Origin of the sequence: Kitasatospora sp. NPDC088346 (genome assembly GCF_044740765.1) — a bacterium.
Taxonomy (GTDB): Bacteria; Actinomycetota; Actinomycetes; order Streptomycetales; family Streptomycetaceae; genus Kitasatospora.
Genome location: NZ_JBIURH010000034.1, coordinates 10,952 through 34,098 on the forward strand (window position 1 = coordinate 10,952; position 23,147 = coordinate 34,098).

Below are 23,147 nucleotides of genomic sequence, written 5' to 3' on the forward strand. Positions count from 1 at the left end.
CGTGCTCGACCGGCTCGAACGCACCCTGCGCCGCGGCGCCGACCGCCCCGCCGTGCTCGGCTGCACCCGCGGCGGAGCGGTCGCCGTCGGGGCCCGCTGCGGCGAACTCGCCGACCTGGCCGACGGCTACGCCGCCGCGCTGCACCACCGGTACGGCCTGCGGCCCGGGGACACCCTGGGCGTGGCCGTCCGGCCGGGGCCGCGCGCACTCGCCGTGATGCTGGCCGCGCACCGGCTCGGCCTGCGGGCCGCCGTCCTCGACCCGCAGGCCGGGCCGGAGGTGCTGCTCGCCCGGCTGGCACTGGCCCGGCCCGCGCTGGTCCTGGCCGACGCCGCCGCCCAGGCGGTGGCCAGCTGGGCCCGGCCGCTCGCCCGCCGGGCCCACCTGGCGCTGCCGCCGCTGGCCGAGCTCGGCCCGGTCGCCACCGTCGGCCCGCGGCGGCCCGGCTGCGCGCCCGCGCTGGCCATGGGCGGCACCCCGCCGCCCGGGTACGACGGCGACGGGGACGCCGTGATCGTCTTCACCTCCGGCACCACCTCCGCCCCGCGCGCCGTGGTGCACACCCGCGCCGGACTGGCCGCGGGGATGCGCACCGTGGACGGGCTGGTCCGCCCGCGGCCCGGCGCCGCCGTGCTCGGCGGCACCTTCTTCGTCCTGGTGCCCGCGCTGGCCGCCGGTGCCACGGTCGCCCTGCCGGCCCGCTCGCCGAAGGTGCTGGGCCGCCAGCTGGCCCGGCTGCGCCCGGACGAGACCTATCTGACCCCGCCCCAGCTGCGCGGGGTCGGCGCCTTCACCGGCCGGGTGTGGACGGGATCGGCGCCGGCGAGCGCGGAACTCCTCGCCCGGGTCAAGCGGCTGGGCGCGAGCGAGGCCTGGGGGGTGTACGCGCTCACCGAGCTGTTCCCGGCGGCGGCCGTGGAGGAGTCCGAGAAGTCCGCGTTCACCGGGGACGGCGACCTGCTCGGGCACCCCCTGCCCGGCGTCGCCACCCGGCTGACCGCGGCCGGCGAGCTGCTGCTCGGCGGCCCCGGCGCCCGGGACCGCTACCTGGGCGAACAGCCCGACCCCTGGGTCCGCACCGGGGACCGCGCCCGGCTCACCGCCGACGGCCGGATCGTCCTGGCCGGCCGCTGCAAGGACATGGTGCTGCGCCGGGCCGAGAACGTCTACCCGGGCCTGTACGAGCCCTCGCTCCACCTGCCCGGCGTGGACCTGGCCGTGCTGGTCGGCGTCCCGGCCGGGGACGGCGACGAGCGGCTGGTCGCGCTGGTCCAGCCGCAGCCCGGCACCGACCACCGCCGGCTGCGCGCCGCGCTGCAGGCCCCGCTGGAGCGGATGGGCAGCGCCCGCCCGGACGCCCTGCTGTTCGCCGACGTCCCGCTCGCAGGCCGCTCCCGCAAACCCGACCGGGCCGCCGCGGCCCGGCTGTGCGCCGGGAAGCTGGGCCCGCGATGAGCGCCGCCACCGCCCGCCGGCTGGACCGCCGGGTCTACCTGCACAGCCGTCCCGTGCTGTTCGCCCTGCTCAGCGCCACCCGCCGCCGCCCGGTGCTCCGGCTCGGCCGGACGGTGCTGGTGCACGACCCCGAGGCGTACCGCGAGGTGCTGACCCGGGTGCCGCTGGACCGCACCGCCGAGGGCACCACCGGCGGTGCGGCGGCCGGACTGACCGACGGCGGGCTGCTCTTCGACCAGGACGGCGAGGCCCACCGGGCCGGGCGGCGGGCCCTCGCCGAACGGCTCGGCAGCCAGGGCGTGGAGCGGCTCCGGCCGGTGTGGCAGCAGGTGCTGGCGGACCGCCTCGACCCACTCGCCGGACCGCTCGACCTGGTCCCGGTCGTCCGGGAGCTCGCCGGGGCGACCGCCGCCGCGCTGACCGGCTCCGGCGCGCCGCCGGCGGTGCTGGCCGGGGCCGCCTCCGCGGCGGCCGCGGCGGCGGCCGCCGACCACCTGCCGGGCCTGCTCCCCCGCCGCCGGGCCGCGGCCGACGCGGCGCGGGCGGCCGCCCGGCTGTCCGCCCTGCTGCCCGATCCGCTGGACGCCATGGTCGCGGTCGCCGCCGTCAACACCACGGTGGCAGCGCTGCCCCGGGCCGCCGCCTGGTGCGCGCGGGCCGGCCTGTGGCCGCAGGTGTCCCCCGAACTCGCCTCGGAGCTGCTGCGGTTGACGGCCCCCTCGCCGGTCCTGCCGCGGGTGGCGGCGGCCGACGCCACCGTCGCGGGCCGCCCGTTGCACCGGGGCGACCGGCTGGTGCTGGTCGCCCGCCACGCGGCCGAGGCGCACCGGGCGGCACCCGGGCGGCCGGCCACCGCCGCGCAGGCGGTCTTCGGCGCCGGCCCGCACGCCTGCCCGGGCGCGCGCCTCGCCCGCGTCCAGCTCACCGACTTCCTGACCGTGCTGGCCCCGCACCGCCCGGTGGTGCTGCGGGCCCGGGTGGACCGGCGGTCGGCCCTGCCGGGGTACGCCGCGCTGCTGGTCGGCCCGGGCGGCGCGCGGTGAGCGCCGTGCGGATCGCCGTCACCGGCGCGAGCGGATTCTGCGGCGGGTACGTGGCCCGGGCCGCCGCCGCACGCGGGGCCGAGGTGCTCTGCGTGGGCCGCCGACCCGGCCCGGTCGGCCGGCACCTGCCGTGGGACGCGTCCCGTTCGGCCCCCGACCTCGGCGCCGCCGACCTGGTGGTGCACTGCGCGGCCGCGGTCGGCGACCACCCCCCGGGTTCCCCCGCCGAGGCCGAGCAGTACGCCGTGAACGTCGACGGCACGGCCCGGCTGCTGGCGGCCGCCGCCGGCCGACCGGTGGTCTGGGTCAGCAGCGCCAGCGTCTACGACCCCCGCACCGGCGGCTCGCCGATCCGGGAGGACTGGCCGACCTCGGCCGGCCACCTCAACGGGTACGGCCGCAGCAAGGCGCTCGGCGAGCGGCTCGCGCTGGCGGCCGGCGCGGTGGTGCTGCGCCCGCGCGCGGTCTACGGGCTCGGGGATCCGCACCTGGTCCCCCGGCTGCTGACCCGGGTCCGGGCGGCCGGGCTGCTGCCGCTGCCGGGCAGCGACGTGACGCTCAGCCTGACGGCGGTGGAGAACCTGGCCGACGCCTGCCTCGCGGCGCCCGGCTGGCCGCCGGGGGCGTACAACATCACCGACGACCGCCCGTACCGGCGCGACGAGGTCCTGCGCCGGGTGCTGCGGGCGTACGGCGTGCGCGCCCGGATCGTCCATGTGCCGCTGCCGCTGGCCCGGTTGGCCCGCTCGGCGGAGCTGACCCCGTACGCGCTGGACCAGTTGGCGCGCGGCGTGGTGCTGGACACCGCGAAGGCGCGGGAGCAGGGCTGGATGCCGGGGCACGGACTCGACGGTCTGCTGACGGCACCGGGCGCCCGCACCCCCTGAGGGAGTGCGGGCGCCCGGTGGTGCGTCAGCTCCTGGCTGCCTTCTTGACCAGGATCACCACGGCGGCGGCGACGCCGACCACGACCAGGACCTTGAGCAGCAGGGCGATCAGCGTGCCGACCACCCCGACGACGAACCAGATCAGGTTCCAGGCCAGCACCAGCACCAGGATCGGGACGACGATGTTGCGCACCCATGAGGGCAGCGACTTCCAGAGCTCGGCCATGTCTGTTCCTTCTCTCCCCTCGGGCTCGGCGTCGGTCTCGTTCCGCCGCTCTTCCCGGTAGCTTTCGATGTCTCGATCGTAGGCGGCGGGATCTGCGGAAACGAGGCCTGCCGTCCCCGAGAGAACCCGGAGATCACCCCGAGCCCGGGTCTCGGGGCCGCCCCCGAAACCGGCCCGGACGGCGGCCCGGAAGGCGCAGCACGGCAGCCCGGGAGGCGTCGGACGGCGGCCCGGCAGCGGCCCGGAGACGGCTCAGACCGGCCAGGTCTCGCCGCGCCAGGCGGCGTCCCAGAACATCCACTCGTAGCGCGAGGTGGTGGTGAAGTGCTCGACCGCCCTGCGGCGTTCGGCCGGCGAGATCTCCTCGCCGAGCCGGTCGGTGAGGGCGAGCACCCGCCGCACCACGGTCTGGAACGCCTCGTCGCCGTAGGTGGCGATCCACTTGGCGTACAGCGGCTCGGGGGAGGACCTGGCGAGCAGCTGCTCGCCGACCCGGGCGTAGATCCAGTAGCAGGGCAGCACCGCGGCGACCGCCTCGGCGAACGACCCGCCGTAGACGGTGGCCAGCAGGTAGCTGGTGTAGGCGCGGGTGGTCGGCAGCACGGGCTCCCCGGCCGCCTGTTCGGCGCTCTCGCCGAAGGCGGTGAGGAACTCGGCGTGCATGCCCTGCTCGGCGGCGATCGCGCCGACCGCGTCGTCGGCGAAGGCCTGCACGTCCTCCTCCGAGGGCGCCTTGGCGGCGCAGACCGCCAGCGCCCGGGCGTAGTCGCGCAGGTAGTGCGAGTCCTGGACGACGAAGTGCCGGAAGGCCTCGCGCGGCAGGGTGCCGTCGGTGAGGCCGTTGATGAAGGGGTGGTCGAGGATCTCCGCGTAGATCGGCTCGATGGCCGCCCAGAGCTCGTCGGTGAGTGCCACTGCTGTTCTGCTCCCTCCCCGACCCGGGCTGCGGTGGTCCCGCGCCACGGCCAGGTTCTGGCGGTCGGCGCAGCCCCGGCCGGCCGGCCGTCAGCGCCCTCTCAGCCCGCTGCTACGGGCTCCCGCGGTGTTCCGGTACCCGTTCCGGTACCCAGCGGCAGACCCTACCCGGCGGGTTCCGGACGGCGTCGGCCGCGCTCCGCCCCGGGCGGTGTGCCGGGAATCCGGACCCGCCCGGAGCTTCCCTGGCGCGCAGCGGCCTGCCACCATCGCCAGTCATGAAGAGTTTCGCGATCAAGACCCTCATCAACGCCGCGGCCATCTGGGTGGCCGCCTGGATCGTCGACGGGATCACCCTGTCGGGGAACGACTGGTGGCACAAGACGATCACGGTGATCGCGGTCGCCCTGATCTTCGGGGTGGTGAACTTCCTGATCAAGCCGCTGGTCAAGCTGCTGTCCCTGCCGCTGTTCATCCTGACGCTCGGCCTGATCACCTTCGTGATCAACGCCCTGATGCTCTGGCTCACCTCCTGGGCCTCGGACAAGCTCGACCTGAACTTCCACGTCGAGGGCTTCTGGGCGGCGCTGTTCGGTGCCCTGATCATCAGCATCGTCTCGTGGGGCCTCAGCCTGGCCCTCGGCGACGACTGACGCCGGGGCGGCCGGGCCCACCGGCCCGCCGGCCCACCGACGGGACCTCGGCCGGGCCTTCGGCCGGGGCCTCAGCCGGCGTTCTCGCACCCCGGCGCCGACAGGATGCCGGCGAGCTGCGCGTCCAGGTCCCCGGCGGTGGCCTCCTCGCCCATCGCCACCAGCCGGTCGGTCCGGGCCAGGAAGGCGATCAGGGCCGGGGACTCCGCGCGCAGTTCGGCCGCGCCCTCGGGCGAGTGCAGGACGATGCGGGCCTCGGTGAGTTCCGCCCCGACGGGCTCGATCCGGACGTCGCCCTCGCCGCTTGGACGGCTGATGCCGTCCACCATCAGCTCGCGGGCGAACACCCAGGTCACCGGCTCGCCACCGGGCAGGTGGAAGGTGAGGCGGACGGCGAAGGGGTCGGCCGCGTCGTACTCCAGGTCGACCATGATGCGGAAGGAGAGCTCGTTCGAGACCACGAGGTGCATGACCGTGTGGCCCTGGACTGTGCTGTGCATGCGCCGGTACCTCTCGTCCTGCCCGGCCGCCGCGCGCTGGGTCCACGCGAGGAGCGGACGTGCGGTTCGCTGTGGTGGAACGGTGACGGTGGCCGCGGTTCCCTGTCCGCGCCCCATCGTGCTGCTGGGCGACGGGGCGGACAAGGTGCGGTTTTTCAAATGGTGAGCGGTACGGCCGGACGGGTCAGCACACGAACGAGGGTGACATGGCACCGACCAGCGAGCGCAGCCGGGCCGCGGCGGCGGGCAGCCGGGCGGCCTGGTCCAGGGGCAGCGACAGCGCCATCGTGGCGATCACCGAGCCGACCGTGATCGGCACCGCTGCGCAGACCGTGCCGAGCGCGTACTCCTGGCGTTCCAGCACCGGCGCGGTCGGGCGGACCCGGGCCAGCCGGCGCAGCAGCAGGCCCTCGTCGGTCAGGGTGGACGGGGTGAGCGCGGCCGGCGGGTGCCGGGCGAAGTGGTCGCGCCGCTCGTCCTCGCCGAGCTGGGCGAGCAGGCACAGGCCGGCCGCGTGGGCGTGCGCGGTGAGCCGGAAGTCGGCCCACTCCTCGACCGCCGGGCGGCCGGGGCCGTCGGCCGCGTCGACCAGCCGGACCTCGCCCTCCTCGTACACGGCGAAGTAGACGGCCGCGTCGAGCTCCTCGCCGAGCTGGGCCATCCGGCTGCGCAGGTCGGCCCGTTCGGCCCGCCGGACGTCGGCCCGGCTGATGCAGTCGACCGAGGCGCCGAGGTAGAACCGGCCGTCGGCACGGCGCAGGTAGCCCTCATGGGTGAGGGTCCGCAGCAGGTGGTAGGTGGTGCCGAGGGGGAGTGCGGCCGAGCGCGCGAGCTGCTTGGCGGTCGCGCCGTCCGGATGACCGCCGACCTCCTCCAGCAGGCGCAGCGCCCGCTGGACCGAGGTGATCAGTGTGGGCGGCCGCTCCGGCGGCCGGTCCGGCGGTTCTGCGATCTGGTCCACGGCCCACCCAGCCCCTGGCGAGAGTCTGTGCACAGGTGGGCAGCCGGAGCGCGTCACTCCGGTTGCCCGATTGGCGCTCATTGCAGCACAGGGCGGCCGGGGCTGCAATCATTCCCGCGCGCTCGATGCCGGAATTACCTTTGAATCGAAGACTCATGGCCCAAATCGCCCGATCCATCACAAAAGCACGCGGGCCGTGTGCGTGGGATCGAAGATCCACCGGGTGGGTGCCCATGGCCCGGCGGGGACACACTCGGGCACGCCGGTTCACCCGTTCAGCGGAACGGGATCTTCCCAATGGCCCGCACCGACGCGTTTCAGCACCTCCCGGGCGCGGCAGAATCCCGCACAACGCCCGCCCTCCGGAGGTGGCCATGCCCGGCCCGGCCCGCCCTGTCGTCAAACGCACCGCACGGGCGATCCTGCTGGAGGTGGACCGGGAGCGACCGCACGCCCAGGCCACCATCGTGCTGATCAAACGCACCCGGCCCGGCCGCCCGCCGTACTGGATCACCCCGGGCGGCGGGGTCGAGCCCGGCGACCGCACGGTGGTGGACGCCCTGCACCGCGAGGTGGACGAGGAGCTGGGCGGCAAGGTCGAGGACGTGGTGCCCGCGTTCGTCGACACCGTGGCGCACTCCCATCACGAGGACGGCACGCTGGCCCACCCGCACGGGGTCAAGGTCCAGCACTTCTTCGTCTGCCGGCTCGCCGCCATGGATCCGTCCCGGCGGCACGGCCCGGAGATGGACGCGCCGCGCGGCGAGTACGAGATCGTCCGGCTGCCGTTCACCCGGGAGGGCGTCACCGCGGTGAACGTCGTGCCGCCCAGCCTGCGCGCCTACCTGGCGGCCAACATCGAGGGCGTCCGCGCGCTGCTCGCCCCCGACCTGGGCTGACCCGCACCCGGCGGCCGGTCAGCCGGCCGCCAGGTCGCCCACCAGGTCGTGCCGGATCCGCTCGGCCGGCACGCCCGCGCCCTGCAGCGCGGCGACACCCCGGCGGACCATCGCGGCCGGCCCGCTCAGGTACGCCGCGTACCCGTGCCAGGGCGCGTAGCGGGAGACCGCCTCGGGCAGGTCGCCGCTCAGCGCCGCCCCCGGCGCCTGCTGAGCGGAGACCACCGGCCGGACCGACAGCCAGGGATGGCGCCCGGCCAGCCGGCGCAGCTCCTCCAACTGGTAGAGGTCGCCGCCGTGCCGGGCGCCGTAGAACACCTCGACCGCGCGCCCGCCGGTGCCGCGCTCGGCCAGTTCCTCGACCAGCGCGCCGATCGGCGCGATGCCGGTGCCGCCGCCGAGCAGCAACAGGTCGGTGTCGGGCTCGCGCTCGTGGTCCAGCACCATCGAGCCGGCCGCCGGACCGAGCCGCAGGACGTCGCCCGCGGCGGCCCGGTGGACCAGAGCGTTGCTCACCCAGCCGGCCGGCACGGCCTTGACGTGGAAGGTCAGCAGCCCGTCCGGACGGGGCGCGGTGGCGAACGAGAAGTGCCGCCAGACCCGGGGCCACCAGGGCGTCTCCACGGTGGCGTACTGCCCTGCCCGGTACGGGTAGGCCTGGTCCGGACGGAGCGTGAGGACCGCGACATCCGGGGTGCGGCGCTGGTGCGAGACGACCTCGGCACGCCACCAGGCGGGCGAGGACGCGGCGGCGGCCTCGGCCGCCTCGATCATGATCCGGGAGACCAGGCCGTAGACCCGGCGCCAGGCCAGCTCGGTCTCGGCGTCCCAGCGGTTCCCGCAGAACCTGGCCAGGGCGGCCACCAGGCACTCGCCCACCGGCCCGTAGTGGCCGCTCAGGGTGCCGTACTTGCGGTGCCCCGCACCGAGGCGGCCCAGGTAGTCGGTCAGCCCGACCGGGTCGTCGGCACTGCGCGCCGCGAGCAGCAGCGCCCGGAACAGCCGGTCCCGCTGGACGTCCATGGCGGCCGGGAACAGCGCCCGCACCTCGGGGTGGTGGAGGAAGATCAACGCGTAGAAGTGGGCGGTGGCCCGGTCCGCGACCGGCTCGACGACGGCCAGGCTCTCCCGGATCAGCCGGATGTCCCGCGGGGTGGGCGGCTGATCCTCCGCCCGGTCCGCCCGCGCCGGTTCGGCGGCCGGCAGGGCCGGGCGCGACGGGCTGCCGGACAGCGTCTCCAGCGCCCAGGCCCGGCTCCAGTGGTCACCGGGACCGGCCCAGTTGAGCCCGGGGGCGTGGGTGAACAGCGGCTCGTAGTGGGGCATCGGGGCGGGCGCCGTCCGGGGCTTCGACGGCGGCACCGGCAGGGACGGCCCGGGTTCGGCCGGCTGCGGCAGCGGCGGGGCCGGCCGGGGTGCCGCGGGCGCGGGGGCCGGCGGCGCCGGGATCCGCGGGGGACGGGTCGGTCTCGGCGGGGTCCCGGCCACCGGCGACCCGGCCGGCCCGCCCGGTCCTCCGGGTCCGCCCGGTCCGGACGCCGCCCGCGCCGCCGCGCCGCCGGTCTGCTCGCGCTCCGGCGGACTCGGCGAGAACCCCGGTACGGCGGACGCCGCGACCGATCCGTGCCCCGCTCTGACGTTCAGCGGGCGTGCCTTCACCGCGACTTGACGTGTGCCCAAGAGAATCGTTTCGCTTCCGGTCGTCCCAACCACACCTGGTCTGTCTCTGCTGACGCCATCAGCAGAGTGGCACGCCCGAACAGCTCATCCGACAAGTCAGGGGAAGGCCGGACAACCGGCCCCCCCGCACGCTACGCTCACCCGACCTATGGCCACCTTGCGTGCCGCGCCCGGCACGCAAGGTGACGCCCGGGTCCGCGGACGGGGCCCGGTGGGGACCCGCCCGCGGCACCCGTCACAGCTGCCGCAGCAGCATCCCCGGCTGCTCCACGCAGTCCGCCACGAACCGCAGGAACCCGCCCGCCGTCCCGCCGTCGCAGACCCGGTGGTCGAAGGTGAACGACAGCTGCGTCACCTGCCGGACGGCCAGCTCGCCCTCGTGGACCCAGGGCTTGGGGGTGATCCGGCCGACGCCGAGCATCGCGGCCTCCGGGTGGTTGAGGATCGGCGTCGAGCCGTCCACCCCGAAGACCCCGTAGTTGTTCAGCGTGAAGGTGCCGCCGGTCAGTTCGGCCGGGGTCAGCGCCCCGGTCCGGGCGCCCTCGGTCAACCTGGCCAGTTCCGCGCCGAGCTGCTCGGTGCCCAGCGCCTGGGCGTCGCGCACCACCGGCACCACCAGACCGCGTTCACCCTGGGCCGCGAAGCCCAGGTGCACGGCGCCGTGCCGGCGCACGGCCGAACCGTCCGGCTCCACGCTGGAGTTGAGCTCGGGGAAGCGGGCCAGCGCGACCGTGCAGATCCGGGCCAGCAGCGCCAGCACGCTGATCTTCGGCCCGGCGGAACGGTTCAACTGGGCCCGCAGCGCCATCAGTTCGGTGGCATCCGCGTCCACCCAGCAGGTCGCGGCCGGCATCTCCCGGTGGCTGCGGGTGAGCTTCTCCGCCACCGCCCGGCGCAGCCCGCGCAGCGGTACCACCTCGTCCGCGAGCGAGGCCGGCGTCACGGCCGGTGCCGCAGCCGGTGCCACGGCACCGGCGACCACCGTCGCGGCGGGGGCCGGACCGGCCGCCGCCCGGGCCACGTCCGCCCGCATGATCAGCCCGTGCGGACCGCTGCCGGCCAGCGCGGCGAGGTCGACCCCGTGCTCCCGGGCCATCCGTCGCACCAGCGGCGAGATCACCGCCACCACCGACGGCGCGGCGACGGCCGGAGCGGCCGGAGCCGGAGCCGGCGCCACGGCGACCGGAGCCGCCGCCGGCGAACCGGTACCGCCCATCCGCACCCGTCCCCGCCGGGCGCCCTTCGGCCCGTCGGCGACCCCGTACCCGACCAGCGGGCGCTCGTCCGCGCCGCCGCCGGAGACCCGGACGCCCTCGCCCGGCGAGACCGCGACGGTGACCAGCGGGGCACCGACCGGCACCTCCTCGCCGACCTCGCCGAACCGGGCGGTGACCACCCCGCCGTACGGGCAGGGCACCTCCACCACGGCCTTGGCGGTCTCCACCTCGACCACCGGCTGGTCGACGACGATGACCTCGCCGACCTCGACCATCCAGCGCACCACCTCGGCCCCGGTGAGGCCCTCACCGAGGTCGGGCAGGGTGAACTCGCGAACCACGGGCATCACGTCAGTCCTCCCACTGCAGCCGGGCGACCGCGTCCAGGATCCGGTCCACCCCGGGCAGGTGGTGGTGCTCCAGCATCGGCGGCGGGAACGGGATGTCGAAGCCGGTGACCCGGAGCACCGGCGCGGCGAGGTGGTGGAAGCACTTCTCGGTGACCCGGGCGGCGATCTCCGCCCCGACGCCGCCGAAACCGCCGGCCTCGTGCACCACCACGGCGCGGCCCAGCGAGCGGACCACCTCGCAGACGGTCCGCTCGTCGAACGGCACCAGGCTGCGCAGGTCAAGCACCGCGAGGTCCCAGCCCTCGGCCCGGGCGGCCTCGGCGGCCTCCAGGCAGACCGGCAGCGACGGCCCGTAGGTGATCAGCACCGCCGAGTGGCCGGTGCGCCGCAGCACGGCCTTCCCGATCGGCTCGGTGGCCACCGCCGGGTCCCACTCGGTCTTGCCCCAGTAGAGCCGCTTGGGCTCCAGGAAGACCACCGGGTCGTCGGAGGCGATCGAGGCACGCAGCAGCCCGTAGGCATCGGCGACGGTGGCCGGAGTGACCACGTGCAGGCCGGGGGTGTGCGTGTAGTACGCCTCGGAGGAGTCGCTGTGGTGCTCGACGCCGCCGATGCCGCCGCCGTACGGGATGCGGATGGTGATCGGCAGCGGCAGCCGGCCGGCCGTGCGGTTGCGCATCTTGGCGACGTGCGAGAACAGCTGCTCCATCGCCGGGTAGGCGAAGGCGTCGAACTGCATCTCGACCACCGGGCGCAGGCCGTACATCGCCATGCCGACGGCGGTGCCGAGGATGCCGGCCTCGGCGAGCGGGGTGTCCAGGCAGCGGTCGGCGCCGAAGTCCCTGGTCAGGCCGTCGGTGATCCGGAAGACGCCGCCGAGCTGCCCGACGTCCTCGCCGAGCACGTGGACGGTGGGGTCGGCCTCCATGGAGTCCCGCAGCGCCGCGTTCAGCGCCTGGGCCATGCTCGACGTACGGGCGCCCCGGACGGGGGTGGCGGTGGTCATCGGTCGTGCACCTCTGCCTCGGCGGCCAGCTCGGCCGCGAGCTGGTCGGCCTGCTCGCGCAGCTGGGGGGTGGGTTCGGCGTAGACGTGGGCGAACAGCGACATCGGGTCGAGCACGGCGTCCGCGTGGAACTCCTCGCGCATCCGGGCCGCCAGGGCCTCGGCCTCCTCGGCGCACTCGCGGACCAGCTTCTCGTCCAGCAGGCCGGCGGCGTCCAGGTGGCGCTCCATCAGCACGATCGGGTCGTGCTCGGCCCAGGCGGTGACCTCGCCCTCCTCCCGGTAGCGGGTGGCGTCGTCGGCGTTGGTGTGCGCCTCGACCCGGTAGGTGAGCGCCTCGACCAGGGTCGGGCCGCCGCCGGAGCGGGCCCGCTCGACGGCCTCGGTCAGCACGGTGTGCATCGCGGCGGCGTCGTTGCCGTCCACCAGGCGGCCCGGCATGCCGTAGCCGACGGCCTTGTGGGCCAGGCTGGGCGCGGCGGACTGCTGGGTGAGCGGCACCGAGATCGCGTAGCCGTTGTTCTGCACCAGGAAGACCACCGGTGCGTGCAGCACGGCGGCGAAGTTCAGGGCCTCGTGGAAGTCGCCCTCGCTGGTCCCGCCGTCGCCGAGCATGGCCAGCGCGACCACCGGGTCGCCCGCCAGCCGGGCCGCGTGGGCGAGGCCGACGGCGTGCGGCGCCTGGGTGGCGAGCGGGGTGCACAGCGGCGCCGTCCGGGTGGCCTTCGGGTCGTAGCCGGTGTGCGCGTTGCCGCGCAGCAGGGTGAGGGCCTCCAGCGGGTCGACCCCGCGGGCGACGACGGCGAGGGTGTCGCGGTAGCTGGGGAAGAGCCAGTCCTGCTCGCGCAGCGCCAGCGCGGCGGCGACCTGGCAGGCCTCCTGGCCGGTGGAGGCCGGGTAGACGGCCAGCCGGCCCTGCTTGGTGAGGGTGGTCGCCTGCTGGTTGTAGCGGCGGCCGACCACCAGCCGCCGGTACAGCTCGCGCAGCAGCTCGGGGTCGGTCCGCTCCACCGCGGGGGTGCCGAGCACCCGGACCGGGGCGGCGTCGGGCAGCAGCGGAGCCGGATCGCTCCGGGGGCCGGTGGCGCCGGGCAGCCAGCCGGGGACGGCGGCCAGGTGTCTGTGATCGAGAACGGTCATCTCGGGCACCTCCTAAGGGTGGGGGAGGGTGCAGCAGGGGCAGTGGTGATGCCGTGGTGCGCAAGGGGCCGAAGGGCAGCCCGACGGGGGTCGGCGCTCCCTACCGATTGTTCGGTCGTCTGGGCATTCTGGCCACAGCCGGGACGGAGTGGTGGACAATCGGCCCGAACAGCTGTCGACTGGAGGCAGCACGTCCAATCGGGGAGGGTGGGGGGCCATGTCGGCTGAACAGACGTCCAGACTCGACCGTGTCGACCGGTCGATCCTGCGGCTGCTGCAGCAGGACGGTCGCGCCTCGATCCGCTCGGTCGCCGAGCGGGTGCACGTGTCTCGGGCGAACGCGTACGCCCGGATATCCAGGATGGTCGAGGACGGCATCATCCGCGGCTTCACCGCCCGGGTCGACCACGAACGGGCCGGGCAGGGGGCGTCCGCCTACATCACCCTGAAGATCGTCCAGAACTCCTGGCGGACCGTCCGCGAGCAGCTGCTCCTGCTGCCGGGGGTCGCGCACATCGCGCTGGTCGGCGGCGAGTTCGACGTCCTGCTGCTGGTGCACACCGCCGACAACCGGGCCCTGCGGGAACTGGTGCTGAACCGGATCCAGTCCATCCCCCAGGTGCTCACCACCCAGACCCTGCTGGTCTTCGAGGAGACCGACCAGGTCCCGCCCGACCCGGCGCCCTGAGCCGACGCCTGCGCTCCGCACCCCCACGCCCGCGCGCCCGCGCAGCCGGCGCCCCGAGCGCTCCGAGGGCCCGGAAACGGCGGTGTCCCGGCCGAAGGGATCGGCCGGGACACCCGGGGTCGTCGTGTGCGGGACGGGTCAGCGGCCGGCGGCCGCCAGCGTCCCGACCGGGCCGATCGCGCCACCCGCGCCCGACCCCTCGGTGTCACCCCAGCCGGACCAGCGCCCGGCGGTGTAGTCACCGTTCGCGTTGTGGATCCGGCCACCGATCACGCCGTAGAGCCGCAGGCTGTTGCCGGTGGCCGCGGCGGCGACCGCGGTGACCGCGCCGGACTGGCCGGTCGCCGCGGAGATGTCGCCCCACTGGTACCAGCGCCCGCCGGCGTAGTCCGCGGTGGCCTCGCTCAGCCGGCCGCCGGACAGCGCGACCACGTGCAGCTTGGACCCGATCGGTGCCACGGCCAGCGCGGAGATCCCGGTCAGCGGGCCGGTCTGGGCGCTCACGTCGCCGTAGCTCCAGCGGCCGCGGTCGTAGTCGCCGTCGGCCATCATGACCCGGCCGTCGGCGCTCAGCGCGACGATGTGCAGGACGTTGCCGACGGTGGCGGCGGCGATCCCGGTCATCGCGCCGGCCGGCTGGCCGATCGCCCCCGAGACGTCGCCCCACTGCTGCCAGGTGCCGGAGGTGTAGTCGCCGGAGGCCTCGTAGAGCCGGCCGCCGGACAGCGCGACCACGTGCAGCCGGTTGCCGCGGGCCGCCACCGTGACCTCGGTGACCGTCCCCAGCGGGCCGGCCGCGCCGGCGGCGTGGAGGTCGTACCAGCCGCTCCACAGGCCGGTCGCGACGTTGCGGTCCGCGGTGTAGAGCCGGCCGCCCGCCAGGGCCACGGCGTGCAGCTGGTCGTTGGCGGTGAAGGCCTCGGCGAAGGTGCCCGAGGCGTCGGCGCCCGCGCCGGGGGCCGGGATCGCCCGGTACTGCTCCCACTGGCCACGGGTGTAGTTGGCCGCCGCGGCCACCGGGCCGGTCGAGGTGTTGGCCAGCAGCTGGACGCGCTCGCCGTCGGCCACCAGGTTGGTCGCCGCGGGCACCACCTGGACGTCCTCCGCCCGGAGGAAGGCGAGCCGGTGGTTGTACCGGATCGGGTAGTAGCGGGTGCCGTCGACGACCGTGGTGCGGTCGTGGGGGGCGTCGCCGTTGATGTTGCTGGTGTAGTAGTAGTCGCCCGCCACCGGGTCGGCGGTCACCGGCACGTAGGCCTGGCCGGCCGCGACGGTGGCGTCGAGCGGCGAGATGTTCGGGCTCGGCAGCGGGACGCCGGCCGCCGTGAAGGCCGCGTCCTGCGGGTACGTCCTGCCGTACACCGGGATGCTGCTCAGACCGGCCTTCGGCGTGAGGACGCTCTGGCCCGGCCGGTTGTCCGCGGCGATGCTCCCCGCGCCGTAGAACCAGGCCTTGCGGCCGTTGTACCAGATGGCGGTCCACGGGTACTGCTGGTCGGCGACCACGTAGCTGCCGCCGGCGACGGCCTTGTCGCTCCAGTCGGCGGCGTTGGTCGTGCCGTTGCCGATCAGCGCGCCGCCCGGCGAGGCGTACAGGTAGACGAAGTTGGCGGGCTGCGGCGTCACGCCGTTGATCTGCGGCCGGTAGGCGTTGGAGAACGGCGGGTTGACGACCACCCGGCCACCGACGGCCACCGCCTGGTCCGAGGGCGGCCAGACGCCCATCAGGGCCATGTAGTGGTTCCAGTCCCAGAACGTGCCGGGGTCCCAGTGCATGCCCGCGACGCTGCTCTGGACCGGGCCCGGCACCTCGTCGTGGCCGATCACGTGCTGGCGGTCCAGCGGGATGCCGTACCGGCCGGCCAGGTAGCGGGTGAGCGCGGCCGAGGACTGGTAGAGCTGCTCGGAGTACCAGCTGGCCCCGCTGAGCGCGAAGCCCTCGTGCTCGATGCCCAGGCTGTGCGTGTTGACCGTCTTGTTGGCGGCGTGCCAGGCGACGTCCTTGGTGGCCACCAGCTGGCTCACGTGGCCGTCCGAGGAGCGCACGATGTAGTGCGCGCTGGCCTGGGTCGCCGGGTTCTGGAAGAGGCCGACCGCCCCGGCGAAGCCGCCCTCGGTGTCGTGGATGACGATGTACTGGATGTCCCCGGCACCGCGCTCGGCCACCGAGTAGTTGCCGTACGAGGTCGGGTCCGACTGGTCGGTCAGGGCGTACGCGGCAGGCTTGACGTCGCAGTTCAGCGCCGCCGGGCACTCGGCCGTGGCGCCGGGTGCGAGGGCCGCCCGCGCGGAGGAGCGGGAGGCCGCCTCCGGGAGGGTCCCGCGGTCCACGGCCGGGCTGTGCGCCACCGCGGCCGGGCTCGCCGCCAGCGTCACCTGCTGGCCCTCGGAGGTCGTGCGGGCGGTGCCGACCCGGATCGAGCCGAACACCCGGTCGGCGAACTCCCGGCCGCCGGTCCCGGCGGTGGGGTCCTGGCCCCCGTTGCTGAACCGGGCGACGGCGTCGTACCACTGCGCCGGGTCCGTCGGCAGCGTTCCGGCGGCCCGCTTCTGAAGGTCCGCCAGCAGGGCGGCGCCGCCGCGGATGCTCTGCAGGGTGTCGGTGCGCAGTTCGGCGGCCGGCCGGCCGGTCAGCCTGGCGGCGGCGTCCAGCGTGTGCAGCGCGGGGCTGTCGACGGGCGGTGCGATGCGCGGCGCGGGCGTCCGCAGCCGGGGGGCGTCCTCACCGCGAAGGTTGGTCTCGGGCTGGGCCGCGGCCTGGGCGGCGGCCACCGCGGCCAGGTCGACCTGGGTCAGGCCCATCACGTTGTAGTTGCCGGTGGTGCTCGGCCGGCCCTGGTGCGACTCCCACCGGGTCTGCTGGTAGGAGACGGCCAGCAGGATGCTCTCGGGGACCCGGAACTCCTTGGCCACCGCGGCGAACTGGCCCTGCAGCGTCCTGCCCGGCGCCGCGGGCGGCGCGGGGGCGGCGGGGGCGGCTGCGGCGGCCGGCACGGCCACGCCGAGCGCGAGCAGGGCCACGGAGGCGATTCCCGCCGTGAGGGCCCCGGGTCTGGAGCGCCGAACTGTCGGGTTGGACTGGTTCAAGGTGGTGTCCGGCCTTTCCCTGGGCGGGCGATCCAGCAGCTGACGGTCTGGACCCGCCGGGACGGCAGGGAAGGGCCACGGGTGTGCCCGGAACGGCCGAACCCCCCGAAGGCCTCCCCGAGCGGCCGCGCGGCAGGCTGAGGCGACGTTAGCAGCCCGCCTGGCGGTCCCCCCGGGGAGCCCGCAGACCGTCGAAGGCCAGGTGCACCACGGCGTCGGCGACCCCGTCGGAGGTCCGGCTGCCCGGGCGGTACCACTCCACGATCGAGTTGATCATCCCGAACAGCAGCCGGGTGGCCAGCCGGGGTTCGACGTCGGCCCGCAGCGAGCCCTCCGCGACCGATTCGCGCAGCAGCTCCGACACCCGGTGGTCGAAGTCGCGCCGACGCTCCAGCGCCCACAGCTCGGTCTCGGTGTTCCCGCGGACCCGCAGCAGGAGCGTCACGTACGGCAGTTCCGCCAGCAGCACCTCGGCGGTCCGCCGCACCACGTGCTCCAGCCGGTCGACCGACCGGCCGGTGGCCGCCGCGGGCTCGTCCAGGATGCCGAACAGCGAGTCCAGCGCCCGCCCGACGGCCAGCCGGAGCAGCTCCTCCTTGCCCCTGACGTGGTGGTAGATCGAGGACTTGGAGATGCCGGCCGCCCGGGACAGGTCCTCCATCGAGGTGCCGTCGTAGCCCCGCTCGTTGAAGACCTCCACCGTCACGGCGAGCAGCGAGTCGACGGTGTAGGCGGTGCGGGAGGAGTTGTCGGCCATACGCACGAGTATCCCCGCCGTCCGGGACGGCGACGCAGCCGGGGGGCCGGGCTCAGACCCCGCTGCCGTCCCGCCCGCGGGCGGGCTCGCGCACCGGTTCCCACGCCGGGTCGGGCGCGGAGCCGTACCCGGAGCCGTACCCGGAGTCGTGCGCGACGAAGTACGTGGGCCGCCGCTGGACGGCGGTGTAGATCCGTCCGATGTACTCGCCGAGCAGGCCGACGCAGATCAGCTGGACGCCGCCGAGGAACAGGATGCCGACGAAGAGCGAGGTCCAGCCCGGCACGGTGTGCCCGCTGGCGTACGCGGTCAGGCTGAAGACCAGCAGGCCGATGCAGGTGAAGAAGCTCACCACACCGAGCCAGGTGGCGATCCGCAGCGGCGCCGCGGAGAAGCCGGTGACGCTGTCGACGGCCAGCCGCACCATCTTGGTGACCGGGTACTTGGTCTCGCCGGCGACCCGCTCGTCGCGCTGGTAGCGCACCTCCCCACTGGGGAAGCCCAGCCACGGCACCAGGAGGCGGTAGACCCGCTGCTGGTCCGGCAGCGACTTGAGCGCCTCGACGGCCTCCCGGCTGAGCAGCCGGAAGTCGCCGGCCTGCGCGGGCACCTGCTTGCCGGCCAGGCGCCGCATCAGCCAGTAGTAGGCCCCGGCCGTGCGGCGCTTGAAGCCGCTGTCGGTGCTCCGGTCGTCGCGCACGCCGTAGACCACGTCCAGGTCACCGGCGCGGGCCAGCTCCAGCATCTCGGGGATCTTCTCCGGCGGGTCCTGGAGGTCCGCGTCGATGCTGGCCACGTACGCCCCGACGGCCCGGTGCAGACCGGCCGTGAGGGCGGCCTGGTGACCGCAGTTGCGGCGCAGCCGCACCACCCGCAGCTCGGGCCAGCCGGCCCGGAGGTCCTGGAGCAGCTCCGCGGTCTTGTCGGTGCTGCCGTCGTCGACCGCCACCACCTCGTAGCGGGCGCCGATGCCGTCGAGGACCGGTCGCAGCCGCTCGACGAGGGCGGGGAGCGCGTCCTGCTCGTTGTACATCGGCACGACGACGGAGAGCGTGACTCCGGCGGGCGGCGCTGTACTCATCGGACACTCCCGGGCTCGGGGCCTCGGCTCGGCCCTGCCCGGAGTTTACTCGGGCCGTCGCGGGCCCGGGAGGGGCGATTGGTACGGACCACTGTTCGCCCGATCGGCGGCACGGCAGACTTGGGGGATCATCTCAGCGTGACCACCAGCGGAAGTCAGGACCGGATCCCCATGGACGTGATGACCGGCACGGACGTCGAAGAGCGTTCCGGACCGGCCCGGCCGGCCGTGCCCTCCCCCGGGCGGACGGAGTCCCTGCGGGCCCGGGGCCGCCGGACGGCCCGGACGTACGGACCGGCCCTGGCCCTGTACGGCGCGGTCAAGCTGATCGGCTTCGCCGTCTTCATGCAGCTGCTGGAGTGGTCCGGCGAGTACCTCGGCAAGAACCCCCGTTTCGGCGGCGGCACGCATCCGTGGGACGTGCTCGGCGGCTGGGACGGCTGGTGGTACCAGCAGGTCGCCCAGAACGGCTACCAGCCGAGGCTCGTCCCGCTGGTCGGACAGGTCTGGTCGTACGACCAGAACTCGGCCGCGTTCTTCCCGCTCTACCCCGGCCTGATGCGGATCGTCGCGAACTGCACCGGGCTCGGCCTGTACGGCGCGGGCATGCTGGTCTCGGTCCTCGCCTCGTTCGCCGCCGCGGCCGGGATCTACGCCGTCACCGCCCGGCTCACCGACCGCCGGACCGGGGTGATCGCGGCCGCCGTCTGGGGCGTCTTCCCGGGGTCGGGCGCCGAGTGGGCGGTCTACTCCGACTCGCTCTTCGTCGCGCTGGCCGCCTGGGCCTGCTACTTCGTGCTGACCCGCAACTGGCTCGCCGCCGGCGTCACCACCTTCGTCGCCGGGCTCAACCGGCCGACCGCCGCCGCCCTGGTGGCGGCCGTGGGCATCGCCGCCCTGCTGGCGCTGTACCGCCGCCGGGACGGCGTCCTCGGCCCGCTCGCGGCGGGTGCGATCGCCCCGGTCGGCATGTTCGGCTACATCGCCTGGGTCGGCTGGCAGATGGGCGACCTCGGCGGCTACTTCAAGCTCCAGCGCGGCGCCTGGCTGCACTTCTTCGACAGCGGCGCGCACACCCGGGACGTCTTCGAGGGGGTCCTGTTCGGCCACAACAACTACCTGTTCGCCTACCCCACCGAGGACCTGATCGCCGTCCTGCTGGTGCTCACCCTGCCGGTCCTGCTGACCCTGCTGGTCCGGCAGCGCCCGCCCGCGTTCCTGCTGGTCTACACCGTGGTCACCATCGTCCTGGTGCTCGGCAGCCAGCAGATCTTCGGCAACACCTCGCGCTACCTGCTGCCGGCGTTCCCGCTGTTCGTCCCGGTCGCGGTCGCCCTGCGGCGGCTCTCCCGCACCTCGCTGGCCGTGGTGCTGGGCACCGCCGCCGTCGCCTCCGGCTGGTACGCGGGCTACGTCCTGTTCGAGCTCGGCATCCCGTAACCGCCCCCGGCGGGTCCGGCCGCGACGAACCGGCCTCGGGGTCTTGCCCCGACCGATCGTTCGGTTACTCTGAGGTGTGTCCCGCCCGCCCCTGTGAGGAGCGCACCATGGCTGCTGCGACCCCGACCCCGTCGGTCGCCGAACTGATCGAACGCCACCAGGACACCCTTGATCGCGCACTCGACGCGATCAGGAGCCGTGACTACTGGTCGCCGTACCCCGAGTTCCCCAAGGCGTACGGCGAGACCGGCCTGCCGGACGGCAAGGCGGCCTTCGACGCCCGCCTCGGCCGGCTGTTCTCGATCGACGGCCAGCCGGCCACCGGGGACGCGGTCGGCGGCGAGGCCTCGCCGTACGGGATCGAGCTCGGCATCAGCTACCCGCACGGCGAGCCGGACGCCCTGATCGCCGCGCTCGACGCGGCCCGCCCCGGCTGGGCCGCGGCCGGTCCGGCCGCCCGCGCGGCCGTCTGCCTGGAGATCCTGGCCCGCATCAACGCCCGCTCGCACGAGTTCGCGCACGCGGTGATGCACACCACCGGCCAGGCGTACGGGATGGCCTTCCAGGCCGGCGGCCCGCACGCCCAGGACCGCGGCCTGGAGGCCGTCGCCTACGCCTACGCCGAGCAGACCCGGCTGCCCGCCAGCGCCGACTGGAGCAAGCCGCAGGGCAAGCGCGACCCGCTCACCATGGTCAAGGAGTTCACCGTGGTGCCGCGCGGCCTCGCGCTGCTGATCGGCTGCAACACCTTCCCCACCTGGAACGGCTACCCGGGCCTGTTCGCCTCGCTGGCCACCGGCAACCCGGTGCTGGTCAAGCCGCACCCGCGCGCCGTCCTGCCGCTGGCGCTGACCGTCGAGGTGGCCCGCGAGGTGCTGGCCGAGGCGGGCTTCGACCCCAACCTGGTCTGTCTGGCCGCCGAGCACGAGGGCGGCACGATCGCGAAGACGCTGGCCGTCCGGCCCGAGATCAAGGTCATCGACTACACCGGCTCGACCTCCTTCGGCGACTGGCTGGAGGACAACGCCCGGCAGGCCCAGGTCTACACCGAGAAGGCCGGCCTCAACACGGTGGTGATCGACTCCACCGACAACTACCGCGGCATGCTGGCCAACCTGGCCTTCGCGCTCTCGCTGTACAGCGGCCAGATGTGCACCACCCCGCAGAACCTGCTGATCCCGCGCGGCGGCATCGGCACCGACGAGGGCGGCAAGTCCTACGACGAGGTCGTCAGCGACCTCGCGGCCGCCGTCGAGGGCCTGCTCGGCGACGACGCCCGCGCCGCCGCGATCCTGGGCGCCGTGGTCAACCCCGGCGTGCTCCGGCGCACGGTCGCCGCGGCCGCCGGCGAGTACGGCGAGCTGGCCCTCGCCCCGCGGGTGGTGGAGTCCGCCGAGTTCCCCGGCGCGACCATCCGCACCCCCGCCCTGATCACCGTGGACGCCGACAAGGCGGACGACCGCACGGCGTTCCGATCCGAGTGCTTCGGCCCGGTCTCCTTCGCCGTCGCGGTGGAGTCCACCGAGGCCGCGGTCGAGCTGCTGCGCGGCACGGTCAAGGAGCAGGGCGCCATGACGGCCGGCGCGTACACCGTGTCGGACGAGGTCGAGGCCGCCCTGGTGGAGGCCTGCCTGGACAGCGGGGTCTCGCTCTCGCTCAACCTCACCGGCGGGGTCTACGTCAACCAGACCGCGGCCTTCTCCGACCTGCACGGCACCGGCGCCAACCCGGCGGCCAACTCGGCGTACTGCGACGCCGCCTTCGTGGCCAACCGCTTCCGTACCGTCGAGGTCCGCCGCCACAGCTGAGCCGCGCGGACCGACGGGACACGTCCGGTGGCCCGCTCCCGGGGGGACTCGGGAGCGGGCCACCGGAGCCTCAGGGACGTTGCGCCCGGCGGGGGTTGAACACCCACACCCGCAGCAGCAGGAACCGCACCACGGTGGCGAGCGCGTTGGCCGCCACCAGCGCGGCCAGCTCGGCCGAGGGCCCGGCCTGCGCGTGCGCCAGGTGCAGCGCGGCGATCGCCCCGCTGCTCAGCGCCAGTCCGAGGACGAACGCGATGCCGCCCTCCACCTGGTGCTTCAGCGCGTCCTGACGCCCGGTCACCCCGAAGGTGAACCGCCGGTTCGCCGCGGTGTTGGCCACCGCCGTCGCACCGAGCGCCAGCGCATTGGCGAGCAGCGCGGGCAGCAGCTGGCGCAGGCCCAGGAAGAGCAGCACGTACGCCAGCGTGGAGAGCGTCCCGATCACCGCGAAGCTGGCCAGCTGCCAGCCCAGGCCCGGTGGCAGCCGCGCCTGCCGGACCCGGTCGGGGAGTTCCACCCGGCCGGCGCCGGAGAGCGAGCGGCGGGCCACCCGGGCCATCCCCCGCAGGTCGTCCAGGGCCGTGCGGACGATGTCCACCCGGCTGTCCGGGTCGTCGATCCAGTCCACCGGCACCTCGTGGATCCGCAGCCCGGAGCGCTCGGCCAGCAGCAGCAGCTCGGTGTCGAAGAACCACGCGTTGTCCTCGACCTCGGACAGCAGCTCCCTGACCACCTCCGTCCGCCCGGCCTTGAACCCGCACTGGGCGTCGGAGAACTTGGCGGCCATGGTGGCCCGCAGCAGCAGGTTGTAGGTGCGCGAGATGAACTCCCGCTTGGGCCCGCGGACCACCGCCGAGCCCCGGTGCAGCCGGCTGCCGATGGCCAGGTCGCTGTGGCCGGACAGCAGCGGGGCGACCAGCGGCAGAAAGGCCTCCAGCCCGGTGGAGAGGTCGACGTCCATGTACGCGACCACGTCCGCGGTGCTCTCGCCCCAGACCTGCCGCAGCGCCCGTCCCCGGCCCTTGAGGTCCAGGTGGACGGCGTGCACCTGCGGGAACTCCTCGGCCAGGGCGCTCGCCACCGCCCAGGTGCCGTCCGTACTGGCGTTGTCGGCGACGGTGATCCGGTACGGGTAGGGGAAGGTCTCGTCGAGGTAGGCGTGCAGCCGGCGCACGCAGCTCTCGACGGTGTGCTCCTCGTTGTAGACGGGGACGACCACCTCGACGGAGCGCACCCGCTGCCTGCTCCGTGCGACGGGCTCGGCAGCAGCCAGGGTCGCGCCGTTCGTCATGGGCTGAGTCATGCGAATGACATTCACAGCCCGTGATGGGCCCGCGATGATGGGAGGCTGAGA

20 protein-coding genes are annotated in these 23,147 nt (G+C 74.8%); 8 read left to right on the forward strand and 12 right to left on the reverse strand.

Translation table 11 applies throughout. The features are described from left to right. Position 1: 1 nt before the first annotated feature. From ACIOFR_RS30780 to ACIOFR_RS30790, 3 genes are read left to right on the forward strand one after another with little or no spacing between them, the layout of a single operon-like run. Complete coding sequence (locus ACIOFR_RS30780) at positions 2-1,456, forward strand: class I adenylate-forming enzyme family protein (protein ID WP_401002512.1); 1,455 nt, start codon at positions 2-4, stop codon at positions 1,454-1,456. After that, complete coding sequence (locus ACIOFR_RS30785) at positions 1,453-2,499, forward strand: cytochrome P450 (protein WP_401002513.1); 1,047 nt, start codon at positions 1,453-1,455, stop codon at positions 2,497-2,499. Before ACIOFR_RS30780 ends, ACIOFR_RS30785 begins: the two co-directional genes overlap by 4 nt. Next, positions 2,496-3,386, forward strand: coding sequence for an NAD-dependent epimerase/dehydratase family protein (locus tag ACIOFR_RS30790; RefSeq protein ID WP_401002514.1), 891 nt, complete (start codon positions 2,496-2,498; stop codon positions 3,384-3,386). Before ACIOFR_RS30785 ends, ACIOFR_RS30790 begins: the two co-directional genes overlap by 4 nt. A 25-nt stretch (positions 3,387-3,411) precedes the next feature. Here the strand turns inward: ACIOFR_RS30790 and ACIOFR_RS30795 are convergent, their stop codons facing one another. Both ACIOFR_RS30795 and tenA read right to left on the reverse strand, forming a co-directional pair. Continuing rightward, positions 3,412-3,612, reverse strand: coding sequence for a DUF5326 family protein (locus ACIOFR_RS30795; protein ID WP_401002515.1), 201 nt, complete (start codon positions 3,610-3,612; stop codon positions 3,412-3,414). A 252-nt stretch (positions 3,613-3,864) separates the two neighbouring features. Beyond that, positions 3,865-4,527, reverse strand: coding sequence for a thiaminase II (gene tenA, locus ACIOFR_RS30800; protein WP_401002516.1), 663 nt, complete (start codon positions 4,525-4,527; stop codon positions 3,865-3,867). 278 nt (positions 4,528-4,805) lie between these two features. Between tenA and ACIOFR_RS30805 the strand changes: the two genes are divergently transcribed. Beyond that, the gene (locus ACIOFR_RS30805) at positions 4,806-5,180 is read left to right on the forward strand and encodes a phage holin family protein (RefSeq protein ID WP_401002517.1); all 375 of its coding nucleotides are present in this window, start codon (positions 4,806-4,808) and stop codon (positions 5,178-5,180) included. A gap of 71 nt (positions 5,181-5,251) precedes the next feature. On the opposite strand, the gene ACIOFR_RS30810 is transcribed toward ACIOFR_RS30805, so the two are convergent. Further along, the gene (locus ACIOFR_RS30810) at positions 5,252-5,680 is read right to left on the reverse strand and encodes an SsgA family sporulation/cell division regulator (protein WP_401002518.1); all 429 of its coding nucleotides are present in this window, start codon (positions 5,678-5,680) and stop codon (positions 5,252-5,254) included. A 184-nt stretch (positions 5,681-5,864) separates the two neighbouring features. After that, positions 5,865-6,641 (reverse strand): IclR family transcriptional regulator, encoded by a 777-nt coding sequence (locus tag ACIOFR_RS30815; RefSeq protein ID WP_401002519.1) that lies wholly within the window; start codon positions 6,639-6,641, stop codon positions 5,865-5,867. A gap of 374 nt (positions 6,642-7,015) precedes the next feature. Here ACIOFR_RS30815 and ACIOFR_RS30820 point away from each other — a divergent pair, with 374 nt between their 5' ends. Beyond that, positions 7,016-7,540: an NUDIX domain-containing protein gene (locus ACIOFR_RS30820; protein WP_401002520.1), complete on the forward strand. Its 525-nt coding sequence runs from the start codon at positions 7,016-7,018 to the stop codon at positions 7,538-7,540. Between the two features lie 18 nt (positions 7,541-7,558). Here the strand turns inward: ACIOFR_RS30820 and ACIOFR_RS30825 are convergent, their stop codons facing one another. The 4 genes from ACIOFR_RS30825 to pdhA all read right to left on the reverse strand — a co-directional run bounded on the left by ACIOFR_RS30825 (position 7,559) and on the right by pdhA (position 12,932). Beyond that, positions 7,559-8,866, reverse strand: a complete 1,308-nt coding sequence (locus ACIOFR_RS30825) for a globin domain-containing protein (protein ID WP_401002521.1) — start codon at positions 8,864-8,866, stop codon at positions 7,559-7,561. Positions 8,867-9,455: 589 nt separating this feature from the next. Beyond that, on the reverse strand, positions 9,456-10,784 hold the full coding sequence (locus ACIOFR_RS30830; protein ID WP_401002522.1) for a dihydrolipoamide acetyltransferase family protein: 1,329 nt from the start codon (positions 10,782-10,784) through the stop codon (positions 9,456-9,458). A gap of 4 nt (positions 10,785-10,788) precedes the next feature. Beyond that, the gene (locus ACIOFR_RS30835) at positions 10,789-11,793 is read right to left on the reverse strand and encodes an alpha-ketoacid dehydrogenase subunit beta (RefSeq protein ID WP_401002523.1); all 1,005 of its coding nucleotides are present in this window, start codon (positions 11,791-11,793) and stop codon (positions 10,789-10,791) included. Next, on the reverse strand, positions 11,790-12,932 hold the full coding sequence (gene pdhA / locus ACIOFR_RS30840; protein WP_401002524.1) for a pyruvate dehydrogenase (acetyl-transferring) E1 component subunit alpha: 1,143 nt from the start codon (positions 12,930-12,932) through the stop codon (positions 11,790-11,792). The genes ACIOFR_RS30835 and pdhA overlap by 4 nt, the downstream gene beginning before the upstream one ends. 217 nt (positions 12,933-13,149) lie before the next feature. On the opposite strand from pdhA, the gene ACIOFR_RS30845 reads away from it, so the two are divergent. Then, a complete protein-coding gene (locus tag ACIOFR_RS30845; protein ID WP_401002525.1) occupies positions 13,150-13,620 on the forward strand; it encodes an Lrp/AsnC family transcriptional regulator in 471 nt (156 codons plus the stop codon). Between the two features lie 138 nt (positions 13,621-13,758). Here the strand turns inward: ACIOFR_RS30845 and ACIOFR_RS30850 are convergent, their stop codons facing one another. From ACIOFR_RS30850 to ACIOFR_RS30860, 3 genes are all read right to left on the reverse strand, one after another. Beyond that, a complete protein-coding gene (locus ACIOFR_RS30850) occupies positions 13,759-16,641 on the reverse strand; it encodes an N-acetylmuramoyl-L-alanine amidase (RefSeq protein WP_401002526.1) in 2,883 nt (960 codons plus the stop codon). Between the two features lie 214 nt (positions 16,642-16,855). Continuing rightward, positions 16,856-17,464: a TetR/AcrR family transcriptional regulator gene (locus tag ACIOFR_RS30855; protein WP_401002527.1), complete on the reverse strand. Its 609-nt coding sequence runs from the start codon at positions 17,462-17,464 to the stop codon at positions 16,856-16,858. Positions 17,465-17,516: 52 nt separating this feature from the next. Beyond that, positions 17,517-18,545, reverse strand: a complete 1,029-nt coding sequence (locus tag ACIOFR_RS30860) for a glycosyltransferase family 2 protein (RefSeq protein ID WP_401002528.1) — start codon at positions 18,543-18,545, stop codon at positions 17,517-17,519. Between the two features lie 171 nt (positions 18,546-18,716). On the opposite strand from ACIOFR_RS30860, the gene ACIOFR_RS30865 reads away from it, so the two are divergent. Next, on the forward strand, positions 18,717-19,985 hold the full coding sequence (locus tag ACIOFR_RS30865; RefSeq protein WP_401002564.1) for a hypothetical protein: 1,269 nt from the start codon (positions 18,717-18,719) through the stop codon (positions 19,983-19,985). Between the two features lie 107 nt (positions 19,986-20,092). Next, entirely contained in the window at positions 20,093-21,793 is a 1,701-nt protein-coding gene (paaN, locus tag ACIOFR_RS30870; RefSeq protein ID WP_401002529.1) for a phenylacetic acid degradation protein PaaN, read from the forward strand. Between the two features lie 70 nt (positions 21,794-21,863). Here paaN and ACIOFR_RS30875 read toward each other — a convergent pair whose 3' ends face one another. Next, a complete protein-coding gene (locus ACIOFR_RS30875) occupies positions 21,864-23,096 on the reverse strand; it encodes a dolichyl-phosphate beta-glucosyltransferase (RefSeq protein WP_401002530.1) in 1,233 nt (410 codons plus the stop codon). Between the last annotated feature and the right edge of the window lie 51 nt (positions 23,097-23,147).

Coding starts and splice junctions, on each gene's coding strand:
- ACIOFR_RS30785 (WP_401002513.1), top strand. CDS start 1,453: ATGAGCGCCGCCACCGCCCGCCGGCTGGACCGCCGGGTCTACCTGCAC.
- ACIOFR_RS30795 (WP_401002515.1), bottom strand. CDS start 3,612: ATGGCCGAGCTCTGGAAGTCGCTGCCCTCATGGGTGCGCAACATCGTC.
- ACIOFR_RS30805 (WP_401002517.1), top strand. CDS start 4,806: ATGAAGAGTTTCGCGATCAAGACCCTCATCAACGCCGCGGCCATCTGG.
- ACIOFR_RS30810 (WP_401002518.1), bottom strand. CDS start 5,680: ATGCACAGCACAGTCCAGGGCCACACGGTCATGCACCTCGTGGTCTCG.
- ACIOFR_RS30820 (WP_401002520.1), top strand. CDS start 7,016: ATGCCCGGCCCGGCCCGCCCTGTCGTCAAACGCACCGCACGGGCGATC.
- ACIOFR_RS30825 (WP_401002521.1), bottom strand. CDS start 8,866: ATGCCCCACTACGAGCCGCTGTTCACCCACGCCCCCGGGCTCAACTGG.
- ACIOFR_RS30830 (WP_401002522.1), bottom strand. CDS start 10,784: ATGCCCGTGGTTCGCGAGTTCACCCTGCCCGACCTCGGTGAGGGCCTC.
- ACIOFR_RS30835 (WP_401002523.1), bottom strand. CDS start 11,793: ATGACCACCGCCACCCCCGTCCGGGGCGCCCGTACGTCGAGCATGGCC.
- pdhA (WP_401002524.1), bottom strand. CDS start 12,932: ATGACCGTTCTCGATCACAGACACCTGGCCGCCGTCCCCGGCTGGCTG.
- ACIOFR_RS30845 (WP_401002525.1), top strand. CDS start 13,150: ATGTCGGCTGAACAGACGTCCAGACTCGACCGTGTCGACCGGTCGATC.
- ACIOFR_RS30855 (WP_401002527.1), bottom strand. CDS start 17,464: ATGGCCGACAACTCCTCCCGCACCGCCTACACCGTCGACTCGCTGCTC.
- ACIOFR_RS30860 (WP_401002528.1), bottom strand. CDS start 18,545: ATGAGTACAGCGCCGCCCGCCGGAGTCACGCTCTCCGTCGTCGTGCCG.
- ACIOFR_RS30865 (WP_401002564.1), top strand. CDS start 18,717: ATGGACGTGATGACCGGCACGGACGTCGAAGAGCGTTCCGGACCGGCC.
- paaN (WP_401002529.1), top strand. CDS start 20,093: ATGGCTGCTGCGACCCCGACCCCGTCGGTCGCCGAACTGATCGAACGC.
- ACIOFR_RS30875 (WP_401002530.1), bottom strand. CDS start 23,096: ATGACTCAGCCCATGACGAACGGCGCGACCCTGGCTGCTGCCGAGCCC.